Origin of the sequence: Pseudomonas sp. rhizo66 (assembly GCF_031931925.1) — a bacterium.
In the GTDB taxonomy this organism is placed as follows: domain Bacteria; phylum Pseudomonadota; class Gammaproteobacteria; order Pseudomonadales; family Pseudomonadaceae; genus Aquipseudomonas.
In genome coordinates, this window is the sequence record NZ_JAUJWZ010000017.1 from 166,106 (window position 1) to 189,404 (window position 23,299).

General features: G+C 60.5%; 21 protein-coding genes. 10 read left to right on the top strand and 11 right to left on the bottom strand.

What is annotated here, in order from left to right:
* Positions 1-31 precede the first annotated feature (31 nt).
* The gene (locus QZR14_RS20550) at positions 32-1,387 is read right to left on the bottom strand and encodes an MATE family efflux transporter (protein WP_250604277.1); all 1,356 of its coding nucleotides are present in this window, start codon (positions 1,385-1,387) and stop codon (positions 32-34) included.
* Between the two features lie 199 nt (positions 1,388-1,586).
* Here QZR14_RS20550 and QZR14_RS20555 point away from each other — a divergent pair, with 199 nt between their 5' ends.
* The 3 genes from QZR14_RS20555 (at position 1,587) to QZR14_RS20565 (ending at position 4,621) form a co-directional block, all read left to right on the top strand.
* Positions 1,587-2,150 (top strand): chorismate mutase, encoded by a 564-nt coding sequence (locus QZR14_RS20555; RefSeq protein ID WP_250604275.1) that lies wholly within the window; start codon positions 1,587-1,589, stop codon positions 2,148-2,150.
* Between the two features lie 165 nt (positions 2,151-2,315).
* Positions 2,316-2,834: a phage infection protein gene (locus tag QZR14_RS20560; RefSeq protein ID WP_311997600.1), complete on the top strand. Its 519-nt coding sequence runs from the start codon at positions 2,316-2,318 to the stop codon at positions 2,832-2,834.
* Between the two features lie 146 nt (positions 2,835-2,980).
* Positions 2,981-4,621: a sensor domain-containing diguanylate cyclase gene (locus tag QZR14_RS20565; protein WP_311997601.1), complete on the top strand. Its 1,641-nt coding sequence runs from the start codon at positions 2,981-2,983 to the stop codon at positions 4,619-4,621.
* Here QZR14_RS20565 and QZR14_RS20570 read toward each other — a convergent pair whose 3' ends face one another.
* From QZR14_RS20570 to QZR14_RS20580, 3 genes are all read right to left on the bottom strand, one after another.
* On the bottom strand, positions 4,622-4,915 hold the full coding sequence (locus tag QZR14_RS20570) for a hypothetical protein (protein WP_250604269.1): 294 nt from the start codon (positions 4,913-4,915) through the stop codon (positions 4,622-4,624).
* Between the two features lie 160 nt (positions 4,916-5,075).
* Positions 5,076-5,462: a c-type cytochrome gene (locus QZR14_RS20575; RefSeq protein WP_311997611.1), complete on the bottom strand. Its 387-nt coding sequence runs from the start codon at positions 5,460-5,462 to the stop codon at positions 5,076-5,078.
* A gap of 52 nt (positions 5,463-5,514) precedes the next feature.
* Positions 5,515-6,846: an aminotransferase-like domain-containing protein gene (locus tag QZR14_RS20580; RefSeq protein ID WP_311997612.1), complete on the bottom strand. Its 1,332-nt coding sequence runs from the start codon at positions 6,844-6,846 to the stop codon at positions 5,515-5,517.
* Between the two features lie 88 nt (positions 6,847-6,934).
* On the opposite strand from QZR14_RS20580, the gene QZR14_RS20585 reads away from it, so the two are divergent.
* A complete protein-coding gene (locus tag QZR14_RS20585; protein WP_311997602.1) occupies positions 6,935-7,828 on the top strand; it encodes a DMT family transporter in 894 nt (297 codons plus the stop codon).
* Between the two features lie 3 nt (positions 7,829-7,831).
* Here the strand turns inward: QZR14_RS20585 and QZR14_RS20590 are convergent, their stop codons facing one another.
* Complete coding sequence (locus QZR14_RS20590; protein WP_311997603.1) at positions 7,832-8,647, bottom strand: AraC family transcriptional regulator; 816 nt, start codon at positions 8,645-8,647, stop codon at positions 7,832-7,834.
* A 131-nt stretch (positions 8,648-8,778) separates the two neighbouring features.
* Between QZR14_RS20590 and QZR14_RS20595 the strand changes: the two genes are divergently transcribed.
* Together QZR14_RS20595 and QZR14_RS20600 are read left to right on the top strand one after the other, a co-directional pair.
* The gene (locus QZR14_RS20595; protein WP_250604259.1) at positions 8,779-9,297 is read left to right on the top strand and encodes a carboxymuconolactone decarboxylase family protein; all 519 of its coding nucleotides are present in this window, start codon (positions 8,779-8,781) and stop codon (positions 9,295-9,297) included.
* Positions 9,298-9,551: 254 nt separating this feature from the next.
* Positions 9,552-11,783, top strand: a complete 2,232-nt coding sequence (locus QZR14_RS20600) for a GAF domain-containing protein (RefSeq protein ID WP_311997604.1) — start codon at positions 9,552-9,554, stop codon at positions 11,781-11,783.
* Here QZR14_RS20600 and QZR14_RS20605 read toward each other — a convergent pair.
* A complete protein-coding gene (locus tag QZR14_RS20605; RefSeq protein WP_250604255.1) occupies positions 11,751-13,196 on the bottom strand; it encodes a SulP family inorganic anion transporter in 1,446 nt (481 codons plus the stop codon). The two genes, QZR14_RS20600 and QZR14_RS20605, sit on opposite strands and share 33 nt — an antisense overlap.
* 157 nt (positions 13,197-13,353) lie before the next feature.
* On the opposite strand from QZR14_RS20605, the gene QZR14_RS20610 reads away from it, so the two are divergent.
* The gene (locus QZR14_RS20610) at positions 13,354-13,671 is read left to right on the top strand and encodes a DUF7693 family protein (protein WP_311997605.1); all 318 of its coding nucleotides are present in this window, start codon (positions 13,354-13,356) and stop codon (positions 13,669-13,671) included.
* Positions 13,672-13,724: 53 nt separating this feature from the next.
* Positions 13,725-14,270, top strand: coding sequence for a hypothetical protein (locus tag QZR14_RS20615; protein WP_007908120.1), 546 nt, complete (start codon positions 13,725-13,727; stop codon positions 14,268-14,270).
* Between the two features lie 42 nt (positions 14,271-14,312).
* On the opposite strand, the gene QZR14_RS20620 is transcribed toward QZR14_RS20615, so the two are convergent.
* The 4 genes from QZR14_RS20620 to ggt all read right to left on the bottom strand — a co-directional run bounded on the left by QZR14_RS20620 (position 14,313) and on the right by ggt (position 18,724).
* Positions 14,313-14,948, bottom strand: coding sequence for a hypothetical protein (locus QZR14_RS20620; protein WP_311997606.1), 636 nt, complete (start codon positions 14,946-14,948; stop codon positions 14,313-14,315).
* A gap of 237 nt (positions 14,949-15,185) precedes the next feature.
* The gene (locus QZR14_RS20625; protein ID WP_250604248.1) at positions 15,186-16,199 is read right to left on the bottom strand and encodes a lysozyme inhibitor LprI family protein; all 1,014 of its coding nucleotides are present in this window, start codon (positions 16,197-16,199) and stop codon (positions 15,186-15,188) included.
* Between the two features lie 197 nt (positions 16,200-16,396).
* Positions 16,397-16,930: a cysteine hydrolase family protein gene (locus tag QZR14_RS20630; protein WP_311997607.1), complete on the bottom strand. Its 534-nt coding sequence runs from the start codon at positions 16,928-16,930 to the stop codon at positions 16,397-16,399.
* Between the two features lie 66 nt (positions 16,931-16,996).
* A complete protein-coding gene (gene ggt / locus QZR14_RS20635; protein ID WP_311997608.1) occupies positions 16,997-18,724 on the bottom strand; it encodes a gamma-glutamyltransferase in 1,728 nt (575 codons plus the stop codon).
* 152 nt (positions 18,725-18,876) lie between these two features.
* Here ggt and QZR14_RS20640 point away from each other — a divergent pair, with 152 nt between their 5' ends.
* Positions 18,877-19,392 carry a methylated-DNA--[protein]-cysteine S-methyltransferase gene (locus QZR14_RS20640; RefSeq protein WP_311997613.1) on the top strand — a complete coding sequence of 172 codons (516 nt, stop codon included), beginning with the start codon at positions 18,877-18,879 and terminating at the stop codon, positions 19,390-19,392.
* Between the two features lie 94 nt (positions 19,393-19,486).
* Here the strand turns inward: QZR14_RS20640 and QZR14_RS20645 are convergent, their stop codons facing one another.
* The gene (locus QZR14_RS20645; RefSeq protein WP_311997609.1) at positions 19,487-20,077 is read right to left on the bottom strand and encodes an NUDIX domain-containing protein; all 591 of its coding nucleotides are present in this window, start codon (positions 20,075-20,077) and stop codon (positions 19,487-19,489) included.
* A 189-nt stretch (positions 20,078-20,266) separates the two neighbouring features.
* On the opposite strand from QZR14_RS20645, the gene QZR14_RS20650 reads away from it, so the two are divergent.
* The coding region (locus tag QZR14_RS20650) for a DUF6531 domain-containing protein (protein WP_311997610.1) at positions 20,267-23,299 on the top strand (3,033 nt) is incomplete at its 3' end.

Here is a 23,299-nt window from a genome sequence, read left to right on the forward strand (position 1 = left end):
TTAAGCAAACATCCACGCGTTACGCCAGCGCCTACACCAAGCGCTCGATCTTCTGATGCTGCCAGACCAGTTTGTAATACAGGGTCTGCAGCACCAGCATGCCCAGGTACGCCACCGGAAACGCCATCCACACGCCCTGCAAACCATATTGGCCGTCCAGCCAGTACGCCGCCGGCAGTTGCACACCGACCACACAAATGATCGCAATGATCACCGGCACCAACACCGTGCCGCTGGCGCGCATGATCCCGCCGATGATGGCCTGGAAGCCGAACACCAACAGGCTCCACAGCATGATGTGCAGCAGATGCTCAGCCATCGCCCGGGTTGAGTCCTCGGTCAAAAACAGCCCGAGCAACCAGTGCGACAACAAGTAACCGAGCACAATCAAACCGCCGGTCAGGCACACGTTGATCAACAGCCCGGTGCGCAGAATCGGCCCCATGCGCTCGAGTCGCCCGGCGCCGATGGCCTGTGCACCGAGGATCGAAGCGGTGATCGCAATCGACAACGCCGGGAACTGCACGTAGTTGACGATCTGCGTCACCGCGCCATACGCCGCCGTTGCTTGCGAACCGTGCTGGTTGACCAGCGCCAGAATCACCAGCTCCGACAGCGACAGCACGATCATCTGCACGCCGGTCGGCAGACCGATGCGCAACACCTTGCCGAGAATTGCCCCGTCGAGACGCAGCGCAGCAAAGAACTCGCGGTCCGGCGCCAGCGGATGCCCCTTGCGAATCAGCCGCCACGCCAGCCATGCCATCGCCGCCAGGTTACCGGCCAGCCCGGCATACGCCGCACTCTGAATACCCAGTTGCGGCAAGCCGAACCAGCCGCGAATCAGCGCTGGCGTCAGGGCCAGCCCGACGCAGGTAGAGACCATCAGTGCCAACAACGGCGACAGCGTATCGCTGACCCCGCGCAGCAGTTGCGTGAACAACACGAACACCAGCAGCGACGGCAAGATCCACATCATCACATGGGCATAGGCCACCGCATCGTCGAGCACATCCGCCGGCGTCCCCAACCCGGTCAGCGCCTGGCGCGCGAACACACTGCCCAGCACCGCCGCCACCAGACCGATCAACACCCCGAGCAGCAGCGTCGCCCCGGCAATCGCCTTGACCATGTGCGGCTCACGCGCGCCCCAGGCCTGCCCGATCAACACACCGGCGCCCGCGCCGAGGCCGATCACCAGTGCGATAAAGAAGAACACGATGGGAAACATCCCCGACACCGCCGCCAGCGCCTGGGTGCCGAGCATCTGGCCGATGTAGATGCTGTTGACCGTGCCCGACATAGATTGCAGAAAGTTCGACAGCACCATCGGCGCGAGGAACAGCAGGTAGGTGTGCCAGAGTGGGCGTTGGGCGACGGCTTGCATTGAATAGAGGTCCATCTCGACGGCAGGAGGGCTGATGGAGGATAGCTTCGGTGAGTTGCATGCGGGGCGCAATTAACATTTCAAATCGCTGTTTATGACCGGTGGCCGCGCTTGTGTAACTGGCACCCTTCTGTAGGTGCACGTTCAGAGCTGTGGTAAACAATTGCCCACTTTCACTTCTCTCATTGAGGCTCTGTTCATGCCGCACGTTGCCAATCTGTTGACCGCTGCCCTCCTCTCCGTGCTCGCCACCAGCGCTCACGCCGCCGCGCCCGGCGAAACCTTGAAGCCACTACTGGAAACGCTGAACGAACGCCTGAACATCGGCGACCTCGTCGCGCTGACCAAATGGGACAGCGGCAAGCCGGTACAGGACAGTCCTCGTGAGGCGCAGGTGATCGCCAATGCGCGAACGCTGGCCACCGAGCGCAAGCTTGACCCTGAAGACGTGGCGCAACTGATTGCGGCGCAAATGGAGGCTAACAAATTGGTGCAGTACGGTTTGCTCGCGCAATGGCAGGCGGCCGGTGCCGCACCGGACACGCCGCGTCCCGACCTGGGCAAGCAGATTCGCCCGCGTCTGGATGAGTTGCAAACCCGCCTGCTGCAGCAATACGCCGCCTTCGCGCCGTATCGCCATGACGCTAATTGTCCGGCGTGGCTGGCCAAGGCGCGCAGTGGCCTGACCCGCGATGCGCTGCATGAACTGGCTTTGACGCGGGCGACTGGTGAACTGTGTGTTCGGGTGGCGAAGTCGCTCTGAGAAAACGGCCAGATCAAAAGATCGCAGCCTGCGGCAGCTCCTACAAGGGGATTGGTGAACCATCATTGCGGTCGATGTTCACCATCACGTCAATGAAGTTCTCATAAAAAATCCACGGCGTAACATCAGCTCCAGACAAACAACTACCCCTTGGAGCACACGATCATGAAACGCCAGACCCTTCTCAGCATCGCTTTCTCGGTTTTCGCCATTAACGCTTTTGCCGCCACCCCGGCACACACCCAAGTCGCAGAAGGCGGCTCGGACAAGTTGATTGAAAGTCGTGTTGCTGAGGGCGGTTCCGATCGTCTGATAGAACGCCGCGTTGCCGAAGGTGGTTCCGATCGTCTGATCGAACGCCGCGTTGCCGAAGGTGGTTCTGATCGTCTGATCGAACGCCGCGTCGCTGAAGGTGGTTCTGATCGTCTGATCGAACGCCGCGTTGCTGAAGGTGGTTCTGATCGTCTGATCGAACGCCGCGTTGCCGAAGGTGGTTCTGATCGTCTGATCGAACGCCGCGTTGCCGAAGGTGGTTCTGATCGTCTGATCGAACGCCGCGTTGCCGAAGGTGGTTCCGATCGTCTGATCGAGCGCCGCGTTGCCGAAGGTGGTTCCGATCGTCTGATCGAGCGCCGCGTTGCCGAAGGTGGTTCCGATCGTCTGATCGAACGCCGCGTCGCATAAATCACTGATTTCACCGCAATCCCCTAAAAGCCCGGCCTGATCAGCCGGGCTTTTTCACGTCCTCCGCCATCCATTCCCCGACTGGCCACCCACGGCCCATTGCGCATACCATGCGGCGACAATTCCAAAACAGACCTCGACAGCACATGCTCAAAGCCAGTCTGCGTAGCCACCTCACCCTTTGGTTCGCCGGTTTGTCCCTGCTGACGCTGCTAAGCGTGGGCTTCTATGTCGGCCATATCGCCACTGAACAAATGAAGCAGGCCAGCGGCAATGCGTTGCTCAACACCGCGCGTTCGGCCGCATCGTTGTTGGGCGAGAAACTGCGTGAACGCCAGTTGGAGGTGTATCTGCTCAGCCGCGCGCCGCATCTGGAGCGTGGCGATCTGGACAACCCGTCCATTTTGAAATCGATGCAACTGCGCACCCAGGCGCGCGCCGAGTATGCGTGGATGGGCGTCACTGATGCCGAGGGCAAGGTGCATCAAGCGGTGAACGAACTGCTGGTCGGCCAATCGGTGCAACAACGCCCGTGGTTCCAGGCCGGGATGCGCGGTGAGTACACCGGCGATCCCCATGAGGCAGTGCTGCTGGCGAAAAAGCTGCCGGCCCTGCCGAACGGTGAACCGTTGCGCTTCATCGATTTCGCCGCGCCGATCCGCAACGCCGACGGTCAGGTGATTGGCGTACTGGGCGCCCACGCGCACTGGAGCTGGGTGACACGCATTGTCGAGTCGGCGGCGTTCTCGCACAAAAATTCAACGCCGGATATCGAAGCGTTGATCATTGATCACGATGGCAAGGTGCTGTACCCGGAAGCGCTGATGGGGCAACAACTGGCAACCGGCGCCAAGGGGCAAGGCTGGACCGCGGGCAATGGCTTCCTCACCAGCGTGGTCAACGTGCCGACGCCGTCAAGCACCGCGCTGTCATGGTCGATTGCCGTACGCCAGCCTTTGGAAACCGCACTGCAACCGGCGCGCCTGCTGATGTACAAACTGCTGATCCTGGGCGTGGTCGCGGCGGTGCTGTTCGGCCTGGTGGCCTACTACCTGGCGCTGTACCTGAGCCGTCCGATCGAACAACTCGCGCGCTCGGCCCGGCAGGTGCAGAACCAGCAGCCCGGCGCACAATTCCCGCTGCAACACCCGGTGCTGGAAATCGCCCAGCTCGGCCAGTCCATTGATGCGATGACGCAATCACTGCTCGGCAAGGAGCGCGAGCTGCAAGAGGCCAATGCCTCGCTGGAAGCCACGGTGGCGCAACGCACTGCGGCGCTGACGCAAGCCAACGCCGAACTGCTGAGCCTGGCGACCCACGACAGCTTGACCGGCGTTTACAACCGTCGTCGCTTCGACGAGAAACTGACCGAATACACCCTGCTGTTCCGCCGCACCGGGCGGCCGTTTGCCCTGCTGCTGATCGATGCCGACCACTTCAAGCGCATCAATGACGGCCACGGCCACGCGGTGGGTGACGATGTGCTGCAGCAGTTGGCGCAGTTGATTCAGAGCAGCCTGCGCACCACCGATTTCGTCGCCCGCTACGGCGGCGAAGAATTCGCCGTGCTGTTGCCGGAAATCGCCAAACCCGACACCCCGGAAGTCGTCGCCGAGAAGATCCGCGTGGCGGTCGCCGAAGCTCACTTCCCGGTGATCGGGCAAGTGACGGTGAGCATCGGCGTCGGCCTCGCGGACCCGGCAGACAACAGCCACAACGCACTGATCAAACGCGCCGATCAGCAGCTCTATCAAGCCAAAGCGGCGGGTCGTAACCAAGTGGCGTGATCAGGCCTTCTTCACTTCGCAAATCCCGTTGGCCTTGTTCTTCCCGGTGTAGGACACAGCAGGCGAACCATCGGGATTGATACTCAGGGAGATTGTCACGCCTGCCCCCTTGGCTTCGAAGTAGTTCTCATTGAATTTCTTCAACTTGCCTTCCTTGCCATTGATGTAGATCGGCCCGCCTTCATCGGCGTGCACTTCGATCTTGCCCGGGCATGTGGCGTTTAACAGGGGGATGCCGGCGTGTGCGAGTCCGGTGACGAGCAACAACGGCGCGGCCAGTAGCAAAGATTTCATGGTGGGCTCCTTAAGTGCGACGGTGAACCGGGCGATAGGTCAATAACGCATCAGTACCCTATCGACCCGTGGCCAAGTGCAGCGTTCCGCGAACAAGATTGCTCTGTGCCGATTACTGTTTCAAGTGATCGACCACACAAACTCCCTGCAAGAGCTGCCGTTATCGCGAGAAGGTCTGGAGGTACGCCAACAGATTATCGAGCTTCTCCTCATCACTCAGCCCCCAGAAAATCATCCGCGTACCGGGCACTACACCTTTCGGATCCTTCAGATAGGCGATCAGCGTTTCGCGATCCCACGTCACCCCCGAGTTCTTCATCGCATCCGAATACACATAGTTGGCCGACGTCCCGGCAGGCCGACCAATAATGCCATTGAGCTGCGGACCAAAACCCGGGCGAGCCGATTCGCCGACCTGATGGCAGCCGCCGCACAGGCGCGGAAAAATTTTCGCGCCGGCTTCGGGGTCGCCTGTGGCGGAGGTGATCGTGCTGAACAGGCCGGTGGCGAGCATCAGCGCGAGTGACAGTGCAGCAGTGTTTTTCATCGAAAGTTCCGGATCGATCTGCATCGGGCGGCGCAAGGGTAGCATTTTGTTTTTACAGGTAAGCACCAATGATCTTCCTGACCGTCATCAACGCCTGGCGCAACACCTCCATGTCCACCGAGCCCAACGCCAGGCGAATTGCATGGGGCGTATGGCTTGCCACGGAAAACGGTTCAGCGGTGGTGACCGAAATCTGCTCGTGCATCAGCTCGACGACAATCTGATCGGCGCGCACATCCTCCGGCAACGGTAACCACAGGAAATACGACGCCGGATGGCCAATGCCCGGCAGTCCTTTCAACACTTCGGTCGCCAGCGCTTGCCGCGCCTTGGCGTCATTGCGTTTCTGTTCCTCGAGCAGCGTCACCGTGCCGTCGTCAAGCCAGCCACAGGCGATGGCAGTCATGACGCCCGGGGTGTTCCAGGTCGTGGCGCGGATGATGCGTTCCAGTGCTGGCACCTCGTCGGTCGGGGCGGCGATGAAACCGACGCGCAGGCCTGTGGCGATGTTCTTCGACAGACCCGATACGTACACCGTGCGCTCCGGTGCCAGATCGATCAGCGTACGCGGTGGGTTTTCCACCAGAAACGCGTAGGCCGCGTCCTCGATAAGGGTCAGATCATGCCGGCGGGCGATCGCAACCAACTGCTCGCGCTGCGCCAGAGGCATCACCCAGCCCAATGGATTGTGCAACGTCGGCATGCTGTACACGGCACGCACCGAACGGCTGCGACAGAGTTTGTCCAGTGCGGCGAGATCCGGCCCCTGATCACCAAGCGGAATCGCCACGACTTCCAGATGCAGTGCTTCGGCCAGCACTTTGAAGCCGGAATAGGTCAGCGCGTCGGCGGCAATCACATCACCGGGTTTGAGCAGCGCCATCAGCGTCACCGCCAGGCCTTGCTGGGCGCCGTTGACGATCAATACTTGCTCGGCCTCGACCTGCACGCCGCGCGTCAGCAGGTGCCGCGCGACCGACGCGCGCTCGTGGGCACGACCAGCGTGCGGCTGATAACGCAGCAAGGCTTCCAGGTCGCCGGACAACGCCAACTGGCGCAACGCGCTGCGCAACAAATCCGCCTGACCGGGCAACGACGGGTAATTGAAATTGAGGTCGATCATGCCGACCGCCACGTCTTTCTGATCGATGCCCTGCCCCGGCGACAACGAGGTTTCGCGAACAAACGTACCGCGCCCGGTCTCGCCGCTGATCAGGCCCATGGCCTCCAGTTCTGCGTACACCCGCGAGGCCGTGACCAGCGCCAGCCCTTCCTGAGCCGCTAATTGCCGATGGGTTGGCAGCCGTGTACCCGGCGGCAACTGCCCCGAACGAATGTCCGCCGCATAGGCGTCAACCAGTGTCTTGTAGCGCGAACGTGGCATGCCGGATGTATCCATGACAATTCTTTGATTGTGCTGATTCTCGACTCTAGCATGAGCGCAACGCAACCCACTCTGAGCGTGAACGGTGATGGAAAGGACTTCGAATCTGACGACCCCGGCACTGGAAAAAACCAGTGGCTGGATCAACGGCTTTATCGGCGTGGTGATCTTCAGCGGCTCACTGCCGGCCACGCGTCTGGCGGTGCTGGAGTTCGATCCGGTGTTTCTCACCGTGGTCCGCGCCGCCATCGCCGGGGTGTTGGCAGTGGCGCTGTTGTGGCTGTTTCGCGAGCGGCGCCCGGCGCGCAACCAGTGGTTGTCGCTGTTGATTGTCGCGATGGGCGTGGTGCTCGGCTTTCCACTGCTGACCGCACTGGCGCTGCAACACGTGACGTCGGCCCATTCGATTGTATTTGTTGGCTTGCTGCCTCTGGCCACGGCGATTTTTGCCGTGCTGCGCGGCGGTGAGCGGCCGCGACCGGTGTTCTGGATTTTCTCGATGCTCGGCAGCGCGCTGGTGGTCGGCTTCGCCCTCGCGCAAGGGCTGACGGCCTCGCCCACCGGTGACCTGCTGATGCTCGCCGCTATTCTGGCCTGCGGCCTCGGTTATGCCGAAGGCGCGAAGCTGTCGCGAACCCTCGGCGGCTGGCAGGTGATTTGCTGGGCGCTGGTGCTCGCGCTACCGTTCATGGCGGTATTGAGTCTGTGGCTGGCGCCCGCCTCGTTCAGTACGGTCAGTCTGTCGGCGTGGCTATGCTTGGGCTACGTGTCGCTGTTCAGCATGCTGATCGGTTTTGTGTTCTGGTATCGCGGTCTGGCTCAGGGCGGGATTGCCGTGGTGGGTCAGTTGCAATTACTGCAGCCGTTTTTCGGTCTGGCACTGGCGGCGACCCTGCTGCATGAACACGTCAGCGTCGGCATGCTTGCGGTGACATTGGGGGTGATCCTGTGTGTGGCCGGGGCGAAGAAATTCGCCAAATGATCCTCAGGCGCCCGCCTTCCACTCGCGCGGGCTGAGCCCGGTCTTGCGTCGAAACGCCCGGGCCAGCGCCGAAGGACTTTCGTAACCGACCTCCTCGGCAATCAGCGCAATCGGCTTGCCTTCGCGCAAGCGTTTCTGCGCCAGGCTGACGCGCCAGCTCAGCAGATAATCGGCCGGTGTCTGCCCGACGACCCGGCGAAACTGCTCGGCAAACCCGGCGCGGGACAGGTTGGCGACAGACGCCAGATCCGCCACGCTCCACGGTTTTTGCGGTTGCTCGTGCATCAGGTTCAAGGCACGGGACAGGCGTGGATCGGCCAGCCCGGCGATCATCCCCGGTTGTTGTTCGCGGCTGCTGATCAAGTGCCGCAACAGCAGAATCACCAGCAATTCGAACAGGCGATCCATCACCGCCACCCGTCCGCAATGACCTTCGAACGCTTCCTTGAACAGCCATTCCACGGTGTTGCCCAACTCCGGAATGTCCGTCAGTTTCAGCACCAGATAATCCGGCAGCGCCGCCGCCAGTGCATTACCGGAGCCGCCGTCAAACGTCAGCGATGCGCAGACCAATCGGGTGTCCATGGCTTCGTCGGCGGACATGCGATGGGCGAAGGGTCGGGGGAAAAAGATCAACGAAGGTTCGCTCAGGTGGATCTCCCGCTCGCTACCCGGTTTGAGCAGCAACTCGCCGGCCTGCAATAAGTGCACGTGCCCGACCGGTTCGTTGTCATGGACGCTGACGCCGCAAAACGCGCCGCTGTGGAACGTACCGGCATTCACGCCGAAATGGCTGAGCAGTGTTGAAAGACGATCCATGGTCGACTCCAAGGGCATATCTGGACGATCTGCCGCATATCGTCGACGATTTGCCGCCAATCCACCAGCCCGGCTCAATAACATGACCTCCATCCCCGGCGCACTTCGCACCGGACTTTCGGAGAGTCACCATGAGCCGCATCCACGCTATCAGCCTCGAAAACGCCGCCGACGCCAGCCGCCCTGTGCTGGAAGGTGTGAAAAAGAAAATCGGTTTCCTGCCCAACGTCTTCACCACCCTGGCGAAAGCGCCGGTGGCCCTCGAAACCTACGTGCAAGCCTCGGCGATCCTCGGCAAGACTTCGTTGAGCGCCCAAGAAAAAGAAGCCGTTTACCTCGCCACCTCGCAGGTCAACGGTTGCGATTACTGCCTGGCGGCGCACACTTTGTTTGCAGGCAAGGCCGGGCTGTCGGCGCAGGACATCGTCGCCGCACGTCAGGGCGAACTCAACGCCTACGCCACCCTCGCCCGCCAGTTGACTGAAAGTCGCGGCCACTTGAGTGATGAACAGATCGCCGCCGCCCGCGCTGCCGGTATCGACGACGTGAAAATCATTGAAGTGATTGCGCTGGTGGCCGTGCAGAGTCTGACCAACTACCTGAACAATGCGGCGCTGACGGATATCGATTTCCCGGCCATCGATGCCTGATCAAAAGGTAACAAACACTGTGGCGAGGGCGCTTGCTCCCGCCGGAATGCGCAGCAACCCCTCAATATTGTGTGGGGCGTATCGTCTCCGGCGGGAGCCGGCGCCCTTGTCACAAATCGTTTTGTCTCACGCATCGTGCAATGATGTGCGCAGACCTGAAGAAAACAGTTTCACTGCGAGCGGGCGTGCTGAAACCAAACACCGCGCGCAAAGGTCTTTCTTCACACGCAGACGCCCGGAAAGACACGATCCCCATGACAGACTGGTTGCAAGACAACGGCGCAATGGCCGAGCAGATTCGACGCCATGATTGGGCAAGCACCCCGCTGGGTCCGCTGCAAAACTGGCCTGATGTGCTCAAGACTACGGTCTCGCTGAGTCTTGCCTCGCACTTCCCTCAAGCCATCGTTTGGGGGCCGGAACTGATCACCCTGTTCAACGATGCCTTCGTGCCGATTCTCGGCGATAAACCGAACGCCCTCGGAAGACCTTTCAGCAAGATCTGGGAAGAAGCCTGGAGCGAGATCGGCCCGATTGCCGATGCGGCGTACGCCGGGCAAGCCACTTACATCGAAAACTTTGCGCTGACCATCGAACGGGGCAGCGGACCGGAGCAGGCGTTTTTTACCTTCTGCTACAGCCCGATTCGCGACTCGCTTGGCAACGTGGTCGGCATGCTCGATACCGTTACGGAAACCACCCAGACGGTTTTTCTCAACCAGCGCCTGGCCGTGCTTGAGGCGCTCGGCAACGCCGTTGCCAACGCGACCGATGCGCAAGCCATTCTCGCCATTACCACGCGTCTGATGGTCGAGCATCTGCAGCTGTCCAACTGCGCCTACGCCGACATGGACGCCGATGAAGACGGTTTCACCATTCGCGGCGATTGGGCGGCGCCCGGCTCGCCAAGCATCGTCGGCCACTATCAACTGCGTGACTTCGGCGAGAAAGCCGTGACCTCGCTGCGTGCCGGCGAACCGCTGATCATCCATGACAACCGCAGCGAACTGGCCCCTGAAGAATCGGCAACCTTCCAGGCCATCGGCATCACTGCCACCATTTGCGTGCCGTTGATCAAGCAAGGACGACTGACCGCACTGATGGCGGTGCACGACAATGTGCCGCGAGTCTGGTCGCGCTTCGAACAGTCGCTGCTGAGCGAAGTCACCGAGCGTTGCTGGGCGCACATCGAACGGGTCCGCGCCGATGCCAACGTGCGTGAAGGCCTGCTGGCGCTGGCGGAACTGAATGCCACGCTGGAACAACGGGTCGAGGAACGCAGCTTGCGGCTGGCCGAAACGGAGTCGGCGCTGCGCCAGTCACAAAAGCTTGAAGCCATCGGCCAGTTGACCGGTGGTGTGGCCCATGATTTCAACAATCTGCTGACCATCATTCGCTCGTCAGTGGATTTCCTGCGCCAGCCCGACCTGCCGCAGGAGCGTCGCCAGCGCTATATGCGCGCGGTTTCCGACACCGTCGAGCGCGCCTCCAAGCTGACCAGCCAGTTACTCGCTTTTGCCCGGCGTCAGCCGCTCAACCCGCAAGTGGTCGATGCGGGCGAACGTTTGGCGAATATCGGTGAAATGCTCGAGTCTGTGACGGGCGCGCAAATTCATGTCAGCGTCGAACGGCCCGATCACCCCTGCTACATCCGCGTCGATCTGAGTCAGTTCGAAACCGCAGTGATCAATATTGCGCTCAACGCCCGTGATGCCATGAATGGCCAGGGCCAGCTGAGGTTGCGCCTTGAGTGCGACCAGCCACTGCCAGCGATTCGCGGCCATGCCGGCGCCAGCGGCCCGTTTGTGTCCATCGCCCTGGCGGACACTGGCGGCGGTATCGATGCGCAAACCCTTGAGCATATTTTCGAACCGTTCTTCACCACTAAGGATGTCGGCAAAGGCACAGGGCTGGGGTTATCGCAAGTGTTCGGCTTTGCCAAGCAATCGGGCGGCAATGTCGATGTGTCCAGCCTGGTCGGTCACGGAACGGAGTTCACCCTGTACCTGCCCCAGGTACCGGCGGTTGCGCCGCAGGCCGGCGAGACGTCGGACGAAGGCGAACTGCAGGCACCGCATGAAAAGCGCCGGGTGCTGGTGGTCGAGGACAATCTGGACGTTGGCCGCTTCGCCAATCAGATCCTGCAGGATCTGGGCTATGACACGACATGGGCTACCAACGCCGAAGAAGCCTTGCAACTGGCTGGTGACGACGCAAGGGCTTTCGACGCCGTGTTTTCCGATGTCGTCATGCCCGGCATTACGGGCGTGGCGCTCGCCAGGGAATTGCGCCGTCGCCGCCCGGATCTGCCCGTGATACTGACATCCGGCTACAGCGAAGAACTGGCGCGCTGCGGTCACGAGGGTTTCGAGTTTCTGGCCAAGCCCTACTCGGCCGATCAGGTCTCGCGGATTCTCGGCAAGACCTGGCTCAAGACGTCAGCGACAGTGCCTTCAGTCGTGGTCGACACCGGCGCGCTTGAGTAATTTCTTGCAACGCTCGGACAGGTGAAACACCTGCAAATGCTTACCAGCCTTGGCATAGCGCTCGCGCAGAGTCTTCAACGCCGCAATTGCCGAGTAATCGACAAAACTCAGATGTCGGCAATCCAGCGTCACGCGCGCAGGATCATTGGCCGGGTCGAACTGGTTGAGGAACGGCGTGGTCGAGGCAAAAAACAGCGTGCCATGCAGGCGATAGAGCTTGCTGCCGTCGGCCTCCAGATGTTCATCGGCGTACAGCTCACGGGCCTGCTGCCAGGCAAAGTTGAGCGCGGCGATGATGATGCCGCACAGCACCGCAGTGGCCAGATCGGTGAACACGGTGATGGTGGTCACGGCGATGATCACCAGCACATCGTTGAGCGGCACTTTGTTGGCCACCCGCAACGACGCCCAGGCGAAGGTCTGCTGCGACACCACGAACATCACGCCGACCAGCGCCGCCAGCGGGATACGCTCGATCAGCGGCGACAGAAACAGGATGAACAACAGAATCAGCACGCCAGCGACCACACCGGACAAGCGCCCGCGCCCGCCGGAACTGAGGTTGATCACGGTCTGGCCGATCATCGCGCAACCGCCCATGCCACCGAATGCGCCCGAAACCATGTTGGCCGCACCGAGCGCCACGCACTCGCGATCCGGGTAGCCACGGGTTTCGGTGATTTCGTCGGTGAGGTTGAGGGTCAGCAGGGTTTCCAGCAGACCGACCAGCGCCATCAGAATCGCATAGGGCGCGATGATGCGCAGGGTTTCAAGATTCCACGGGATGTCCGGCAAGGCGAAGGTCGGCAAGCCACCGGCAATGTGCGCCATGTCGCCGAGGGTGCGGGTCGGTAGGCCGAACAGGTAGACCAGCAGGCCGACACCGAGGATCGCCACCAGTGCCGGCGGCACCGCGCGGGTCAGGCGCGGCAGGATGTAGACGATGGCCATGGTCAGCGCCACCAGCCCGGTCATCAGGTACAACGGCGTACCGCTGAGCCAGTCTTCACCGCTCTTGAAATGTTCCAGTTGTGCCAGCGCAATGATGATCGCCAGGCCGTTGACGAAGCCGAGCATCACCGGGTGCGGCACCATGCGCACCAGTTTGCCCAAGCGCAGCAGCCCGAACGCCATCATGATCAGACCGCCGAGCAACACCGTCGCCAGCAAATACTGCACGCCGTGTTGCACCACCAGCGCGACGATGACCACGGCCATCGAACCCGCCGCGCCGGAGACCATGCCCGGCCGCCCGCCGAACAACGCCGTCAGCGTGCAAATGATGAACGCGCCATACAGCCCCATCAGCGGATTGAGGTGAGCCACCAGCGCGAAAGCAATGCATTCGGGCAACAGGGCAAACGAGGTGGTGAGTCCGGCCAGGACATCGGCGCGCAGACGAATCGGTTTCATGGCTTACCTGATTGAGCAGCCGTCGAGCGCGGCTGCAGATGTTCGGAAAAAAGAGGGTTGCGGATGTTACGGAATTGTCGCGGATCGGGCCAGTGAACACTGACACTTGTCGATCCGGGCTTTATGCTGGCGCGTTCCTGGATCCATTGAGTTCGATATGTCTGCATTTCTGAGCGCCCGCGAGGTCTGCCAGCGTCTGCGTGAAGCGGCGCTGGGCGTGCTCGCTTTGAAAATCTGCGAATGGCCTGCCGCCGCCGGGCTGGTGACGGTTGATATCGAGGGCTGGCAGTTGCGACTGGATGTTGAAGGTGGGCGGTTACACCACTGTGAATATGCCCGCAACGGCGACGGACAAGAAGGCGCGCTGGACAGTTGGCAGCGTTATGGCACCGATCCGGTAAGTTTGCTCAGTACCTGGGAGTTGGCGCAGATCGAGCGATTGCTCAACGCGCAAACGAACGAGGTTGCTCAATGATGGCACTCTGCCCATAATTCGCGCCCTCCTCTATTCCCACGCAAGGAACTGCCGTGAAGAAGTCGCTGTTGTTGATCCCGATGCTGGCCCTGCTGCTGCAAGGCTGTGGCATGACCATGACCCGTTACGAACCAAGCTTCGAGAACGTGCAAAAGCTCAAACAAACCCCGCCGCTGCACGCGATCAGCAACCCTCAGGTCACGGCCGAATCCGGTGAAGGTTCGCTGGTGGTCCGCGCCAACCCGGTTCGCTCGCCGTCCGGCAGCATTCCGGCGCACATTCAGGACGCGATCACCGAAGAACTGCGCAAGGCCGGTCTGCTCGATCCGCAGGCTCAACGTCAGTTGAAAGTGCTGGTGGTGAAAAACGAACTGTCCGCCGGCATGGGCACCGGCGACGGCAAACTGGCCGCCCGCTTCACCCTGCTCAACGGCAACGATGTGGTGTACGACGCCACCAAGAATGTCAGCAGCCAGTGGAGCAGCAGCTTCTTCGGGTTCATTGCGATCCCGAATGCGGTCAACGCTTACAACCCGATGGTGCGTGACCTGCTGAAGGAACTGTACAGCGATCCACAGTTCATTCAGGCCCTGAAGTAAGGGCAAAAAAAAGAGCCGCGATTGCGGCTCTTTTTTTTCGCTTCAGGCCCGTGGAATGCGGGTTTCGAGTGCCGAGTATTTCAGGTTCTTGCTATCAACCATCTGCTTGAGCAGCGCGTTGACCTGACGGGTGAAGGTGTCATTCACCGCGTCTTTAGGCGTGTTGGCCATCAGCGGGATGAACCAGATGCCGATCCAGGTACCGATCGCATCGTGGTTGCTCGCGGTGGTCAGGGCCTGACCTTGGCCGTCCATGCCTTCCAGGCTCAAGGTGTACTGATCGGTGCCGTACGCCGGGATCACCATCATGCTGAAGCCGCTGATGAAGGCCAGCACCATGGAACCGGCATTCGGTGGATGGTTGTACATTTTCAGACGCAGGCTGTAATCGCCCGGCTGCTTCTGGAACTCGTCCAGGGTGACACGGCCGAACAGACCCGAGTCAGTGAGGATTTTTTGCAGCTGTGGTTTCAGTTGATCACGTGCTTGCGGCACTTCCACGGCGGAGCCGCTTTTCGGCTCGCCCTGATAGAAGTCGAAATCCACGTAGACGTTTGGCTTGTTGGTGTAGTTGGCCACCGACGGCATGGTCACCGGCGCTACTTCATCTTTTGTGAAACTGGCACAACCGCCCAGCGCAAGTACCAGTCCCAGCGCCAGCGTTTTCCCGAATTGCATGATGTCCGTCCCTATGTGTACAAAACCAAAAATGATGGCATTGAGCCTTCATTGCGAAGGCCGGGCGGATTCTAGAGAGAGTGGCCTTCGGGCGAAAGCCTGAATCGGGTAAATCGGCAAAAAAACTTGCTCAGCCCTGCTGCAAGTCGAGATTGCCGGTTTATTAACGGCTGTCGCGCACGTAGCCGAAGGAAAACGGCGACACTGAGCTAGTACACGGGGCAGACTGAATGCGGATCAGGGCATGAAATCCACGGGTAGTTCCAGTTGAGCTTTCATGCGCTCATTCCAGGCTTGCAAGGCCTCAGGTAGACGGTTTTTCCAGTTTGAAGCGTTGGTGTAATAGCGCAGGCGTGACTGACCGCTATCGTCGTAAGTCACCAGCAATACCCAGAATCGGGCATCGTCTGAACGCATCACAATGCCGGTGCCGCCGAGGCCGCGCATCCACATCTCCCAGACCTGACTGCCCGGCACATCTGTGCCTGGCTCGCCAGTCATCAAGGAGCCGGACTTTTCCACCAGCGTCTGATAATCGGTCTTGAGCAACGTGTGCAGTGCCTGGTTTTCTTCCGGTGTTTGCGCCAGCCCCAGGCTGAGCATGTCGTAATCCAGCGTCAGCGGTTGCTGCGAAGCGACAAAACGACCGGTGTAGTAGACGCCCAACCCGGCACTGCAATATCCGCCTGCACCCACGAGCGAAATATCCAGCACACCGTTGATGGGAGTGAACAACAGGGTGCACTCGTCTTCCGAGTAAACGGCCTTACCGTCCTTGAGTGTGGCGATGCCATCCAGATCACCGGAGTTGGCGCCCTCAGCCGCCGTGATGTCGATGCTGATGTGCGTGGGATCGCGGCGCTGGGTTATCACAGTCGCCGACGTTGAAGTCCCCGGCGGAATGAGCTGCCAGGTCGCGTCCCAACTGAAGGGCTGGGTGGCGTGTTCCAGTTCGGTCAGGCGCATTAAATACTGGCGACGCAAACAGGCGGTCTGATCGCCACAGGTGTTGCGGTTTTTCAGCCACTGCCGCTGGTCTGCCTTGAGGGCTTTGGGATCGGCAACGTTGGTCAATGTCGATTGCCACAGTTTGCCCAGCTTCTCGTCGAGCAGCGAAATCTGCGGATCGCCACAAATGGCTTTTTCAGTTTTGCTGTTGGCCGTGGCGCAATCGTAACTGCTGGCTTGGGTAACACAGGTAAACGCAAGGGACATCAGCGCCAAGGCATGACGCAGGGAGATCGCGAACATCGAGAGATTCCATTCTTCGGACGGCGCGCAGTATGCCAGTGCTGCCAGCGGAAATCCCTGATGTACATAGCAATCAGGATTGTTCAATCACTGTGGGAGCGAGCCTGCTCGCGAAAGCGGTGGATCAGCCACTACCAATGTCGACTGACACACTGCCTTCGCGAGCAGGCCCGCTCCCACAAGGTTTTGTGTACGCTTCAGAACGTGATGTTGGCTGCGGGTTTGACGTCGATACGCGCCACGGAGCCGGTCAGGTGCGCCAGATCCTTGTTGTGTTCGGCGATGATGTCTTCGGCGCTCATATTGCCGTTGTCAACGGTGGAATGCGCGTCGGCGGCGAGTACCACGTCATAACCCAGCTCATGAGCCTGGCGCACGGTGGCGTTGACGCAGTAGTCGGTTTGCAGACCGCAAATAACCAGTCGTTCGAAGTCTTCACTTGGCAATAATTTACCCAAGTCAGTCTGGTAAAACGAATCCGGGGTGGTCTTGCGTACGCGCAGGTCTTTCGGCGATGTCTCAAGCCCTTCGGCCAGTTGCCAGCCTTCGGCGCTGTAGGCCAACGGACTGTCCTTTTCTTCATGCTGGATCAGCACCACCGGCACGCCAGCCTTGCGCGCACGGGCGCTTAAACCGTTGATGGTTTCGATCACGCGATGAATGTCATGACACTGATATTCGCCCGAGCAGAGGGCGCGCTGGACGTCGATGATCAGTAATGCGGTGGTCATGATGAGCCTTCCTTGATCAGTCCTTGAGACAGGGGCGGACATGAGCCCGCCCCCTTTTTACGCCCCTCAGTAACCCAGTGACAAGCCCGTATTGCGACGTGGATCGTTGGCGCCGTAGAAGCGGTTTTTACCGACCGGTTTACCGCCCAGCGACGGCGCGCCGACCAGAATCGCGGCGATGTGATTGGCGTCCTGCGGCCCGGCAAACTTGTGCCCCCAGCTCTCGAGGATTTTCCTCGTGTCGGGACTGGCGGCGAAGTCTTCGAGGTTGGTTTCCTCCGGCATCCACTGCTGGTGGAAACGTGGCGCATCGACCGCCTCCTGCAGGCCCATGCCGTAGTCGATGACGTTGAGCATGGTCAGCAAGGTCGCGGTGATGATGCGACTGCCGCCCGGTGTACCGACCACCATCACCACGTTGCCATCCTTGGTGACAATGGTCGGGCTCATCGACGACAGCGGTGCCTTGCCCGGGGCGATGGCATTGGCTTCGCCCTGCACCAGACCGTACATGTTCGGTACACCGACCTTGGAGGTGAAGTCGTCCATTTCGTCGTTAAGGATCACTCCGGTCTTGCTTGCCATCACACCCGCGCCGAACCAGTCGTTGAGGGTGTAGGTCACCGACACTGCATTGCCCCACTTGTCGACGATCGAATAGTGGGTGGTGTTGCTGCCTTCATGGGGCGCCACGCCGGGCTTGAGTTCAGCCGATACGCCGGCCTTTTGCGGCTGAATGGCGTCGCGCAGTTTGGTCGCGTAGTGCTTGTCCAGCAGATGCTCGATCGGGTTTTTGACGAAATCCGGATCGCCCAGGTAGCTGTTGCGATCGACATACGCGTGGCGCATGGCTTCGATCTGATAGTGCATGCCCTGCGCCGAATGGAAGCCCAGATCCTTCATCGGGTAGCCTTCAAGGATGTTCATGATCTGGCAGATCACCACCCCGCCAGAGCTTGGCGGTGGCGCCGAGACCACATGGTAACCACGGTAATCGCACTCCACCGGGGCCAGTTCGCGGGTCTTGTATTTGTCGAGGTCAGCCTGGGTGATGATGCCGTTGTTGGCCTGACTGGAGGTGACGATGGCGTCGGCGACCCAGCCTTTATAGAAGCCGTCGGCGCCTTTTTCGGAAATCGTGCGCAGGGTTTTGCCGAGATCTTTCTGCACCAGTTTCTGCCCGACCTGCATCGGCTCGCCGTTGTGCAGGAAAATCGAACCGGAGTCGCGCATGTCCTTTTTGAACACGTCGGTGGCGTACTCCAGCAGCTCGACGTCGCCTTGCTGCAGTTCGAAACCGTCTTCCGCCAGTTTGATCGCCGGCGCAATCATTTCCGTGCGCGGCTTGGTCCCGTATTTGCTCAGCGCCAGTTCCATGCCCGACACGGTGCCGGGCACGCCCACTGCCAGGTGGCCACGCGTACTCAGGTCGGGGATGACGTTGCCTTCCTTGTCGAGGTACATGTTAGCGGTGGCCGCCAGCGGCGCTTTCTCGCGGAAATCGAGGAAGGTCTTGCGCCCATCCGCCAGTTGAATGGTCATGAAGCCACCTCCGCCGAGGTTGCCGGCTGCGGGATAGACCACCGCCAGCGCGTACCCCACGGCAACCGCTGCATCGACGGCGTTGCCGCCACTTTTCAATACGTCGACACCCACATGGGTGGCCAGATGTTGCGCGGTGACCACCATGCCGTTTTCCGCAGCAACCGGTGCCACCGACGCCGCGTGAGCCATGAGACAGCTGAGTGCCAGTGAGGTCGCTATCAGCGATTTGGCCAAAGGTTCGTACTTCATGAGTCGATCTCTTTTTTGTTTTCAGGGTCTGTGCAGAACAGAGGGGGAACGCTTCAAGAGCATCAAGCAGTATGGTCGGCTTTGCGTATTGCGCCTCCCCGATCAGGCAGTATGCTGGGCGCTGTTGCCGCCCTGATCCGGAGTCTGCCGTCATGTCTTACACGTTCATCACCCTGCCCTCGCCCGTCGGCGAGCTGAAGCTGGTCGCGAACGGTTCACGCCTGGCGGCCATCCTCTGGGAAAACGACAAACCGACACGGGTGCGCCTCGGGCCGATGAGTGAGGCCCCCGACAATCCGATCCTGATTCGAACCGCTCGACAACTTGAAGAATATTTTTCCGGAACTCGAAGTTGCTTCGATCTGGAACTGGATTTCGCCGGCACGCAATTCCAGAAAAAGGTATGGGCGGCGCTGCTGACCATTCCCTTTGGCCAGACGCGCACCTACAGCCAGATTGCCGAGCAAATAGGCAATCCCAGCGCCGTAAGGGCAGTGGGCGCAGCAAACGGACGCAATCCGATCTCCATTGTCGCGCCGTGTCATCGGGTGATCGGCGCGTCAGGGAAGCTGACCGGGTTTGCCGGAGGACTTGAGGCGAAAGAGCGCTTGCTGACACTTGAAGGTGGCGACTGGTCGCAGATTGGCAAAACCGGGGATTTGTTTTAGTCAGTCAATACAGATCAAGAGATCGCAGACTTCGACAGCTCCTACCTGGAATGCGTTTTCCTGTAGGAGCTGTCGAAGGTTGCGATCTTTTGATTTATTGGGCAAAAAGGTTATTCATCGCCGCATACTGCAACAGCATGATGGTCTTGGCGTCGCAAATCTCACCGCGCTGAAACGCCGCCAGCGCTTCGTCGAAGCTCCACTCCAGCACTTCCAGTTCTTCGGTCTCTTCTTCCAGACCACCACCGTCGCTAACCTTCGATGCGGCGTCGTATTCGGCAATGAAAAAGTGCAGCTTCTCGGTCACCGAACCGGGACTCATGTAGGCCTCGAACACCTTCTTCACATCGTGCACGCGATAACCGGTTTCTTCTTCGGCTTCATCACGAATCCGTTGCTCCGGTGCAGCGCCTTCAAGCAACCCGGCAGCCACCTCGATCAGCAAACCATCGTGACCATTAACGAACACCGGCAAGCGGAACTGCCGGGTCAGCACCACCGTGCGCCGTTCGCGGTTGAACAGCAAAATCGCTGCACCGTTGCCTCGGTCATAGACCTCACGGGTCTGACGCTGCCACTCGCCGTTGTTGCGGTGATAGTCGAAGGTGATTTTCTTCAGCAGATACCAGTCATGGGACAACACCTGAGTGTCGACGATGTTGACCCGCTCGGCTGTGTTGGACATGACGCCTGATCCTTTTGTCATTGAAGGCACCCGGGTAGGTGCTTTTTTGTGAACGAAAATACGAAACCCTATACCGCCCTACAAACCATGTCGAAACATCCTACAGATATCGCCTACTCGCCCGACTTCTTTCCTGATTGATCCCCCGCAAAGTCCGCGCACCTTTTTGATGTGCGCGAGAGACTGCGAATGCTTCCAACCGATCGGCTGCTGGCCCTGAACAACAGCATCGGCCTGCTCGTTGTTGCTGCTTTGAATCCCGATGAGCCGGACTTCGAACACCTGATCCGCGAGTTCCGCCTGTGTCTGAACCACTACGACGCCTGGGCCGAGCAGTTCTGGACAGGCACCGCGCTGGATGTCGAGCAGGTCTTCACCGTCGGCAACGACGTGCGCCTCAGCGCGCCGATCAAGTCGCGCCAGCCGCTCAGTTCATCGGTGGTCATGTGCTCGGCCAGCGGGGCGTTGACGCTGGTGCACATGTTCGAGGCCGCGCGTTTTGTGCCGATCGGCAACACCCCGGTAACCCTTGAACCGGTGATTGCCGATGTCGGCGGTGTGCTGACTTTCGGCGAAGCGCTGCACCACACCATCGGCCCCAGCGGCATTCTGCAGGTGACCGACTGCGATCGGGGCCAGCGTTATCGCATCACCTTCTTTCCCGATGTGTCCACCGACCATGTGCGTGCGCTGTATGCCTCTTATGAGGGTGTCATTGCAGGCCTGGAAGGCTGGCTGCGCGGGGAATGGCGCGAATTCCAGCCGCAGTGGACGGAGTTTTCCAACTCCGGGTTTCTTGACCGTTACGGTCAGTTGCAACAAGCCGATTGGCGCGGGTTCGAGAAAGCCCTGAACGGCGTTTGGGATGACATTAAACAGGTATTTGCCCTGCTCGCCGACTTGCAGGCTAACAGCGAAAAACTGCTGGCGTACCTGAGCGACGTCGAACTCGAAGCGCTGCTGCAAGCCTCCAGCGAGGCCATTGCCAATGGCCTGCTGATCCTCAGTGACGAACCGCTGCTGTTTATTCATCTGGCCGCGTTCACCAGTTGGCTGAAGATGCTGCCGCCGCAATATCTGGCTGAAGTGGTGGCCGAGGTTCGGATCGAACTGCTGATCAGTTTTCTGCTGATGCGCGTCTCGGGTGGCGTCGGCGTGCCGCTGCGCTTGAGCAGCAAGGTGCTGGCGAAGATCAAGTCGCCACGGGCGCGGGAGTGGCTGGCGGCCTCGGCTTTGCGCCTGGCGGAGCTGACGTCGGCACCGGAACTGAGCAAACACGCGAGTGCCTTGAAACCCCTGGCGCTTCACGCCCGTGAAGTCGAGTTGAAACCGACACCGTCGATACCGCTGAACATCCGTCAGGCCGATTCGCTGGTGCTGACGGTGCCCAATCCGGCGCCTGTTGTGCGGGACAAGCCTGGCGGTTCGAGCCGGATGGAACGGCATGAGCCACATGACGACTCACCGGACCAGGCGAAAAACCCCAACGGCGACAGCGCCGATTGCGTGCCGCGCACCTGCACCAACGGTTGCCCGGTGTCGATGGTCACCGGTGAAGAACTGCTGACCCTGAGCGATGCGCTGCTCGATGGCGTGTTGCCATTTGAGTTCACCCGGTTGTACCGCTCCAGCGCCGCAGAGATCGATGTCGGGCTGGGCTTTGGCTGGAGCCATTCGCTGGCGCATCGGCTGGAGTTTTTCGCTGATGAGGTGGTTTGGGTCGATCACGAAAACCGCCGCACCCGCTTTCCGTTGCCGAGTAGTGAGCGGCCAGCGATTCACAACAGCCTGTCGCGGGCAGCGATTTTCTTGGGCGATGAGCCGGAGGAGCTGATCCTCGCGCTGGCCGGGGAAACCGCACGGTTTTATCACTTTCGCGCAGGACGGCTGACGGCGATCAGCGATGCCTATGGCAATCGTCTGACGGTGCAGCACGATCGGTCTGATCGGGTGCAGCGCCTGGACAACGGCGCCGGGCGTTCGCTGCTGTTGCGTTATGACCGCGCGCAGTTGGTTGGTGTGGATTACCAGGTGTTTCGCGACGGTGCCTGGGACAGCGAACAGACGCTGGTCAGCTACCGCTACGACGCCTATCGGCACCTGATCGAAGCGACCAACGCCGTCGGCGACAGCGAGCGTTACGACTACGACGACGCTCACGTGATCCTGCAGCGGCAACTGGCTGGTGGGGCGAGTTTCTTTTGGGAGTGGGAGCGGTCGGGGAAATCGGCGCGCTGCGTGCGTCACTGGGCGTCGTTCTCGCAGATGGACACGCGTTACGTCTGGAACGACGACGGCAGTGTCGCGGTGCATTACGTCGATGGCACCGAAGAGACCTACGTCCACGACGAGCGTGCGCGGCTGGTGCGCAAGGTCGAGGCGGACGGTGGTGAACAGCTCAAGGCTTATGACGCCTCGGGACGGTTGATCGCCGAACAGGATGCGTTAGGCGCGGTCACCGAATACCGCTACGACGAAGTCGGACGGCTCATCGCGCTGATTCCACCGGATGAGGCGCCCACGTCCTACGAGTATCGCAACGGTTTCCTGCACCGGCGTTCTCGCGGTGAGGCGGTGTGGATCTATCGGCGCAATGCCGAAGGCGATGTCACCGAAGCGGTCGATCCCGACGGTCAGGTCACCCATTACTACTACGACACCCGCGGGCAGTTGCTGTCGATCCGCTACCCGGACAGCAGTCGGCATCGGCTGGTGTGGAATGCCCTTGGCCAGTTGTCCGAGGAAACCCTGCCCGACGGCGGCGTGCGGCGTTTTTCCTACGATGCACTGGGGCGACGGACCACAACCGCCGACGAACACGGTGCGGTCACCCGGCAACATTGGGACGCCGTTGGTCGACTGCTCCAGACGACGTTTCCTACCGGCAGCACCCGTGCCTACAGCTACGGCGCCTACGGTCAGGTCACCGCCGAGCGCGATGAACTGGGGCGCATCACCCGCTACGAATACGACGACGATCTGCACCTGGTCTCGCGGCGGATCAATCCCGACTGCACGCAGGTGCAGTACCGCTACGACCATGCGCAACTGCTGCTCACCGAGATTGAAAACGAGTCCGGGGAAAAGTATCGGCTGGACTACACGCCGACCGGGCTGATTCGTCAGGAGGTCGGTTTTGACGGTCGGCGCACCGCGTACGCCTATGACCTCAACGGCCATCTGCTGGAAAAGACCGAGTTTGGTGATGACGGCTCTTGTTTG

What these genes read in the sequence shown, in the direction of transcription:
- QZR14_RS20565 (WP_311997601.1), top strand. Translation starts at nt 2,981, where the DNA reads ATGCTCAAAGCCAGTCTGCGTAGCCACCTCACCCTTTGGTTCGCCGGT.
- ggt (WP_311997608.1), bottom strand. Translation starts at nt 18,724, where the DNA reads ATGAAGTACGAACCTTTGGCCAAATCGCTGATAGCGACCTCACTGGCA.
- QZR14_RS20595 (WP_250604259.1), top strand. Translation starts at nt 8,779, where the DNA reads ATGAGCCGCATCCACGCTATCAGCCTCGAAAACGCCGCCGACGCCAGC.
- QZR14_RS20645 (WP_311997609.1), bottom strand. Translation starts at nt 20,077, where the DNA reads ATGTCCAACACAGCCGAGCGGGTCAACATCGTCGACACTCAGGTGTTG.
- QZR14_RS20550 (WP_250604277.1), bottom strand. Translation starts at nt 1,387, where the DNA reads ATGCAAGCCGTCGCCCAACGCCCACTCTGGCACACCTACCTGCTGTTC.
- QZR14_RS20625 (WP_250604248.1), bottom strand. Translation starts at nt 16,199, where the DNA reads ATGTTCGCGATCTCCCTGCGTCATGCCTTGGCGCTGATGTCCCTTGCG.
- QZR14_RS20620 (WP_311997606.1), bottom strand. Translation starts at nt 14,948, where the DNA reads ATGCAATTCGGGAAAACGCTGGCGCTGGGACTGGTACTTGCGCTGGGC.
- QZR14_RS20640 (WP_311997613.1), top strand. Translation starts at nt 18,877, where the DNA reads ATGTCTTACACGTTCATCACCCTGCCCTCGCCCGTCGGCGAGCTGAAG.
- QZR14_RS20575 (WP_311997611.1), bottom strand. Translation starts at nt 5,462, where the DNA reads ATGAAAAACACTGCTGCACTGTCACTCGCGCTGATGCTCGCCACCGGC.
- QZR14_RS20610 (WP_311997605.1), top strand. Translation starts at nt 13,354, where the DNA reads ATGTCTGCATTTCTGAGCGCCCGCGAGGTCTGCCAGCGTCTGCGTGAA.
- QZR14_RS20590 (WP_311997603.1), bottom strand. Translation starts at nt 8,647, where the DNA reads ATGGATCGTCTTTCAACACTGCTCAGCCATTTCGGCGTGAATGCCGGT.
- QZR14_RS20630 (WP_311997607.1), bottom strand. Translation starts at nt 16,930, where the DNA reads ATGACCACCGCATTACTGATCATCGACGTCCAGCGCGCCCTCTGCTCG.
- QZR14_RS20600 (WP_311997604.1), top strand. Translation starts at nt 9,552, where the DNA reads ATGACAGACTGGTTGCAAGACAACGGCGCAATGGCCGAGCAGATTCGA.
- QZR14_RS20560 (WP_311997600.1), top strand. Translation starts at nt 2,316, where the DNA reads ATGAAACGCCAGACCCTTCTCAGCATCGCTTTCTCGGTTTTCGCCATT.
- QZR14_RS20585 (WP_311997602.1), top strand. Translation starts at nt 6,935, where the DNA reads ATGGAAAGGACTTCGAATCTGACGACCCCGGCACTGGAAAAAACCAGT.
- QZR14_RS20580 (WP_311997612.1), bottom strand. Translation starts at nt 6,846, where the DNA reads ATGCCACGTTCGCGCTACAAGACACTGGTTGACGCCTATGCGGCGGAC.
- QZR14_RS20605 (WP_250604255.1), bottom strand. Translation starts at nt 13,196, where the DNA reads ATGAAACCGATTCGTCTGCGCGCCGATGTCCTGGCCGGACTCACCACC.
- QZR14_RS20570 (WP_250604269.1), bottom strand. Translation starts at nt 4,915, where the DNA reads ATGAAATCTTTGCTACTGGCCGCGCCGTTGTTGCTCGTCACCGGACTC.
- QZR14_RS20555 (WP_250604275.1), top strand. Translation starts at nt 1,587, where the DNA reads ATGCCGCACGTTGCCAATCTGTTGACCGCTGCCCTCCTCTCCGTGCTC.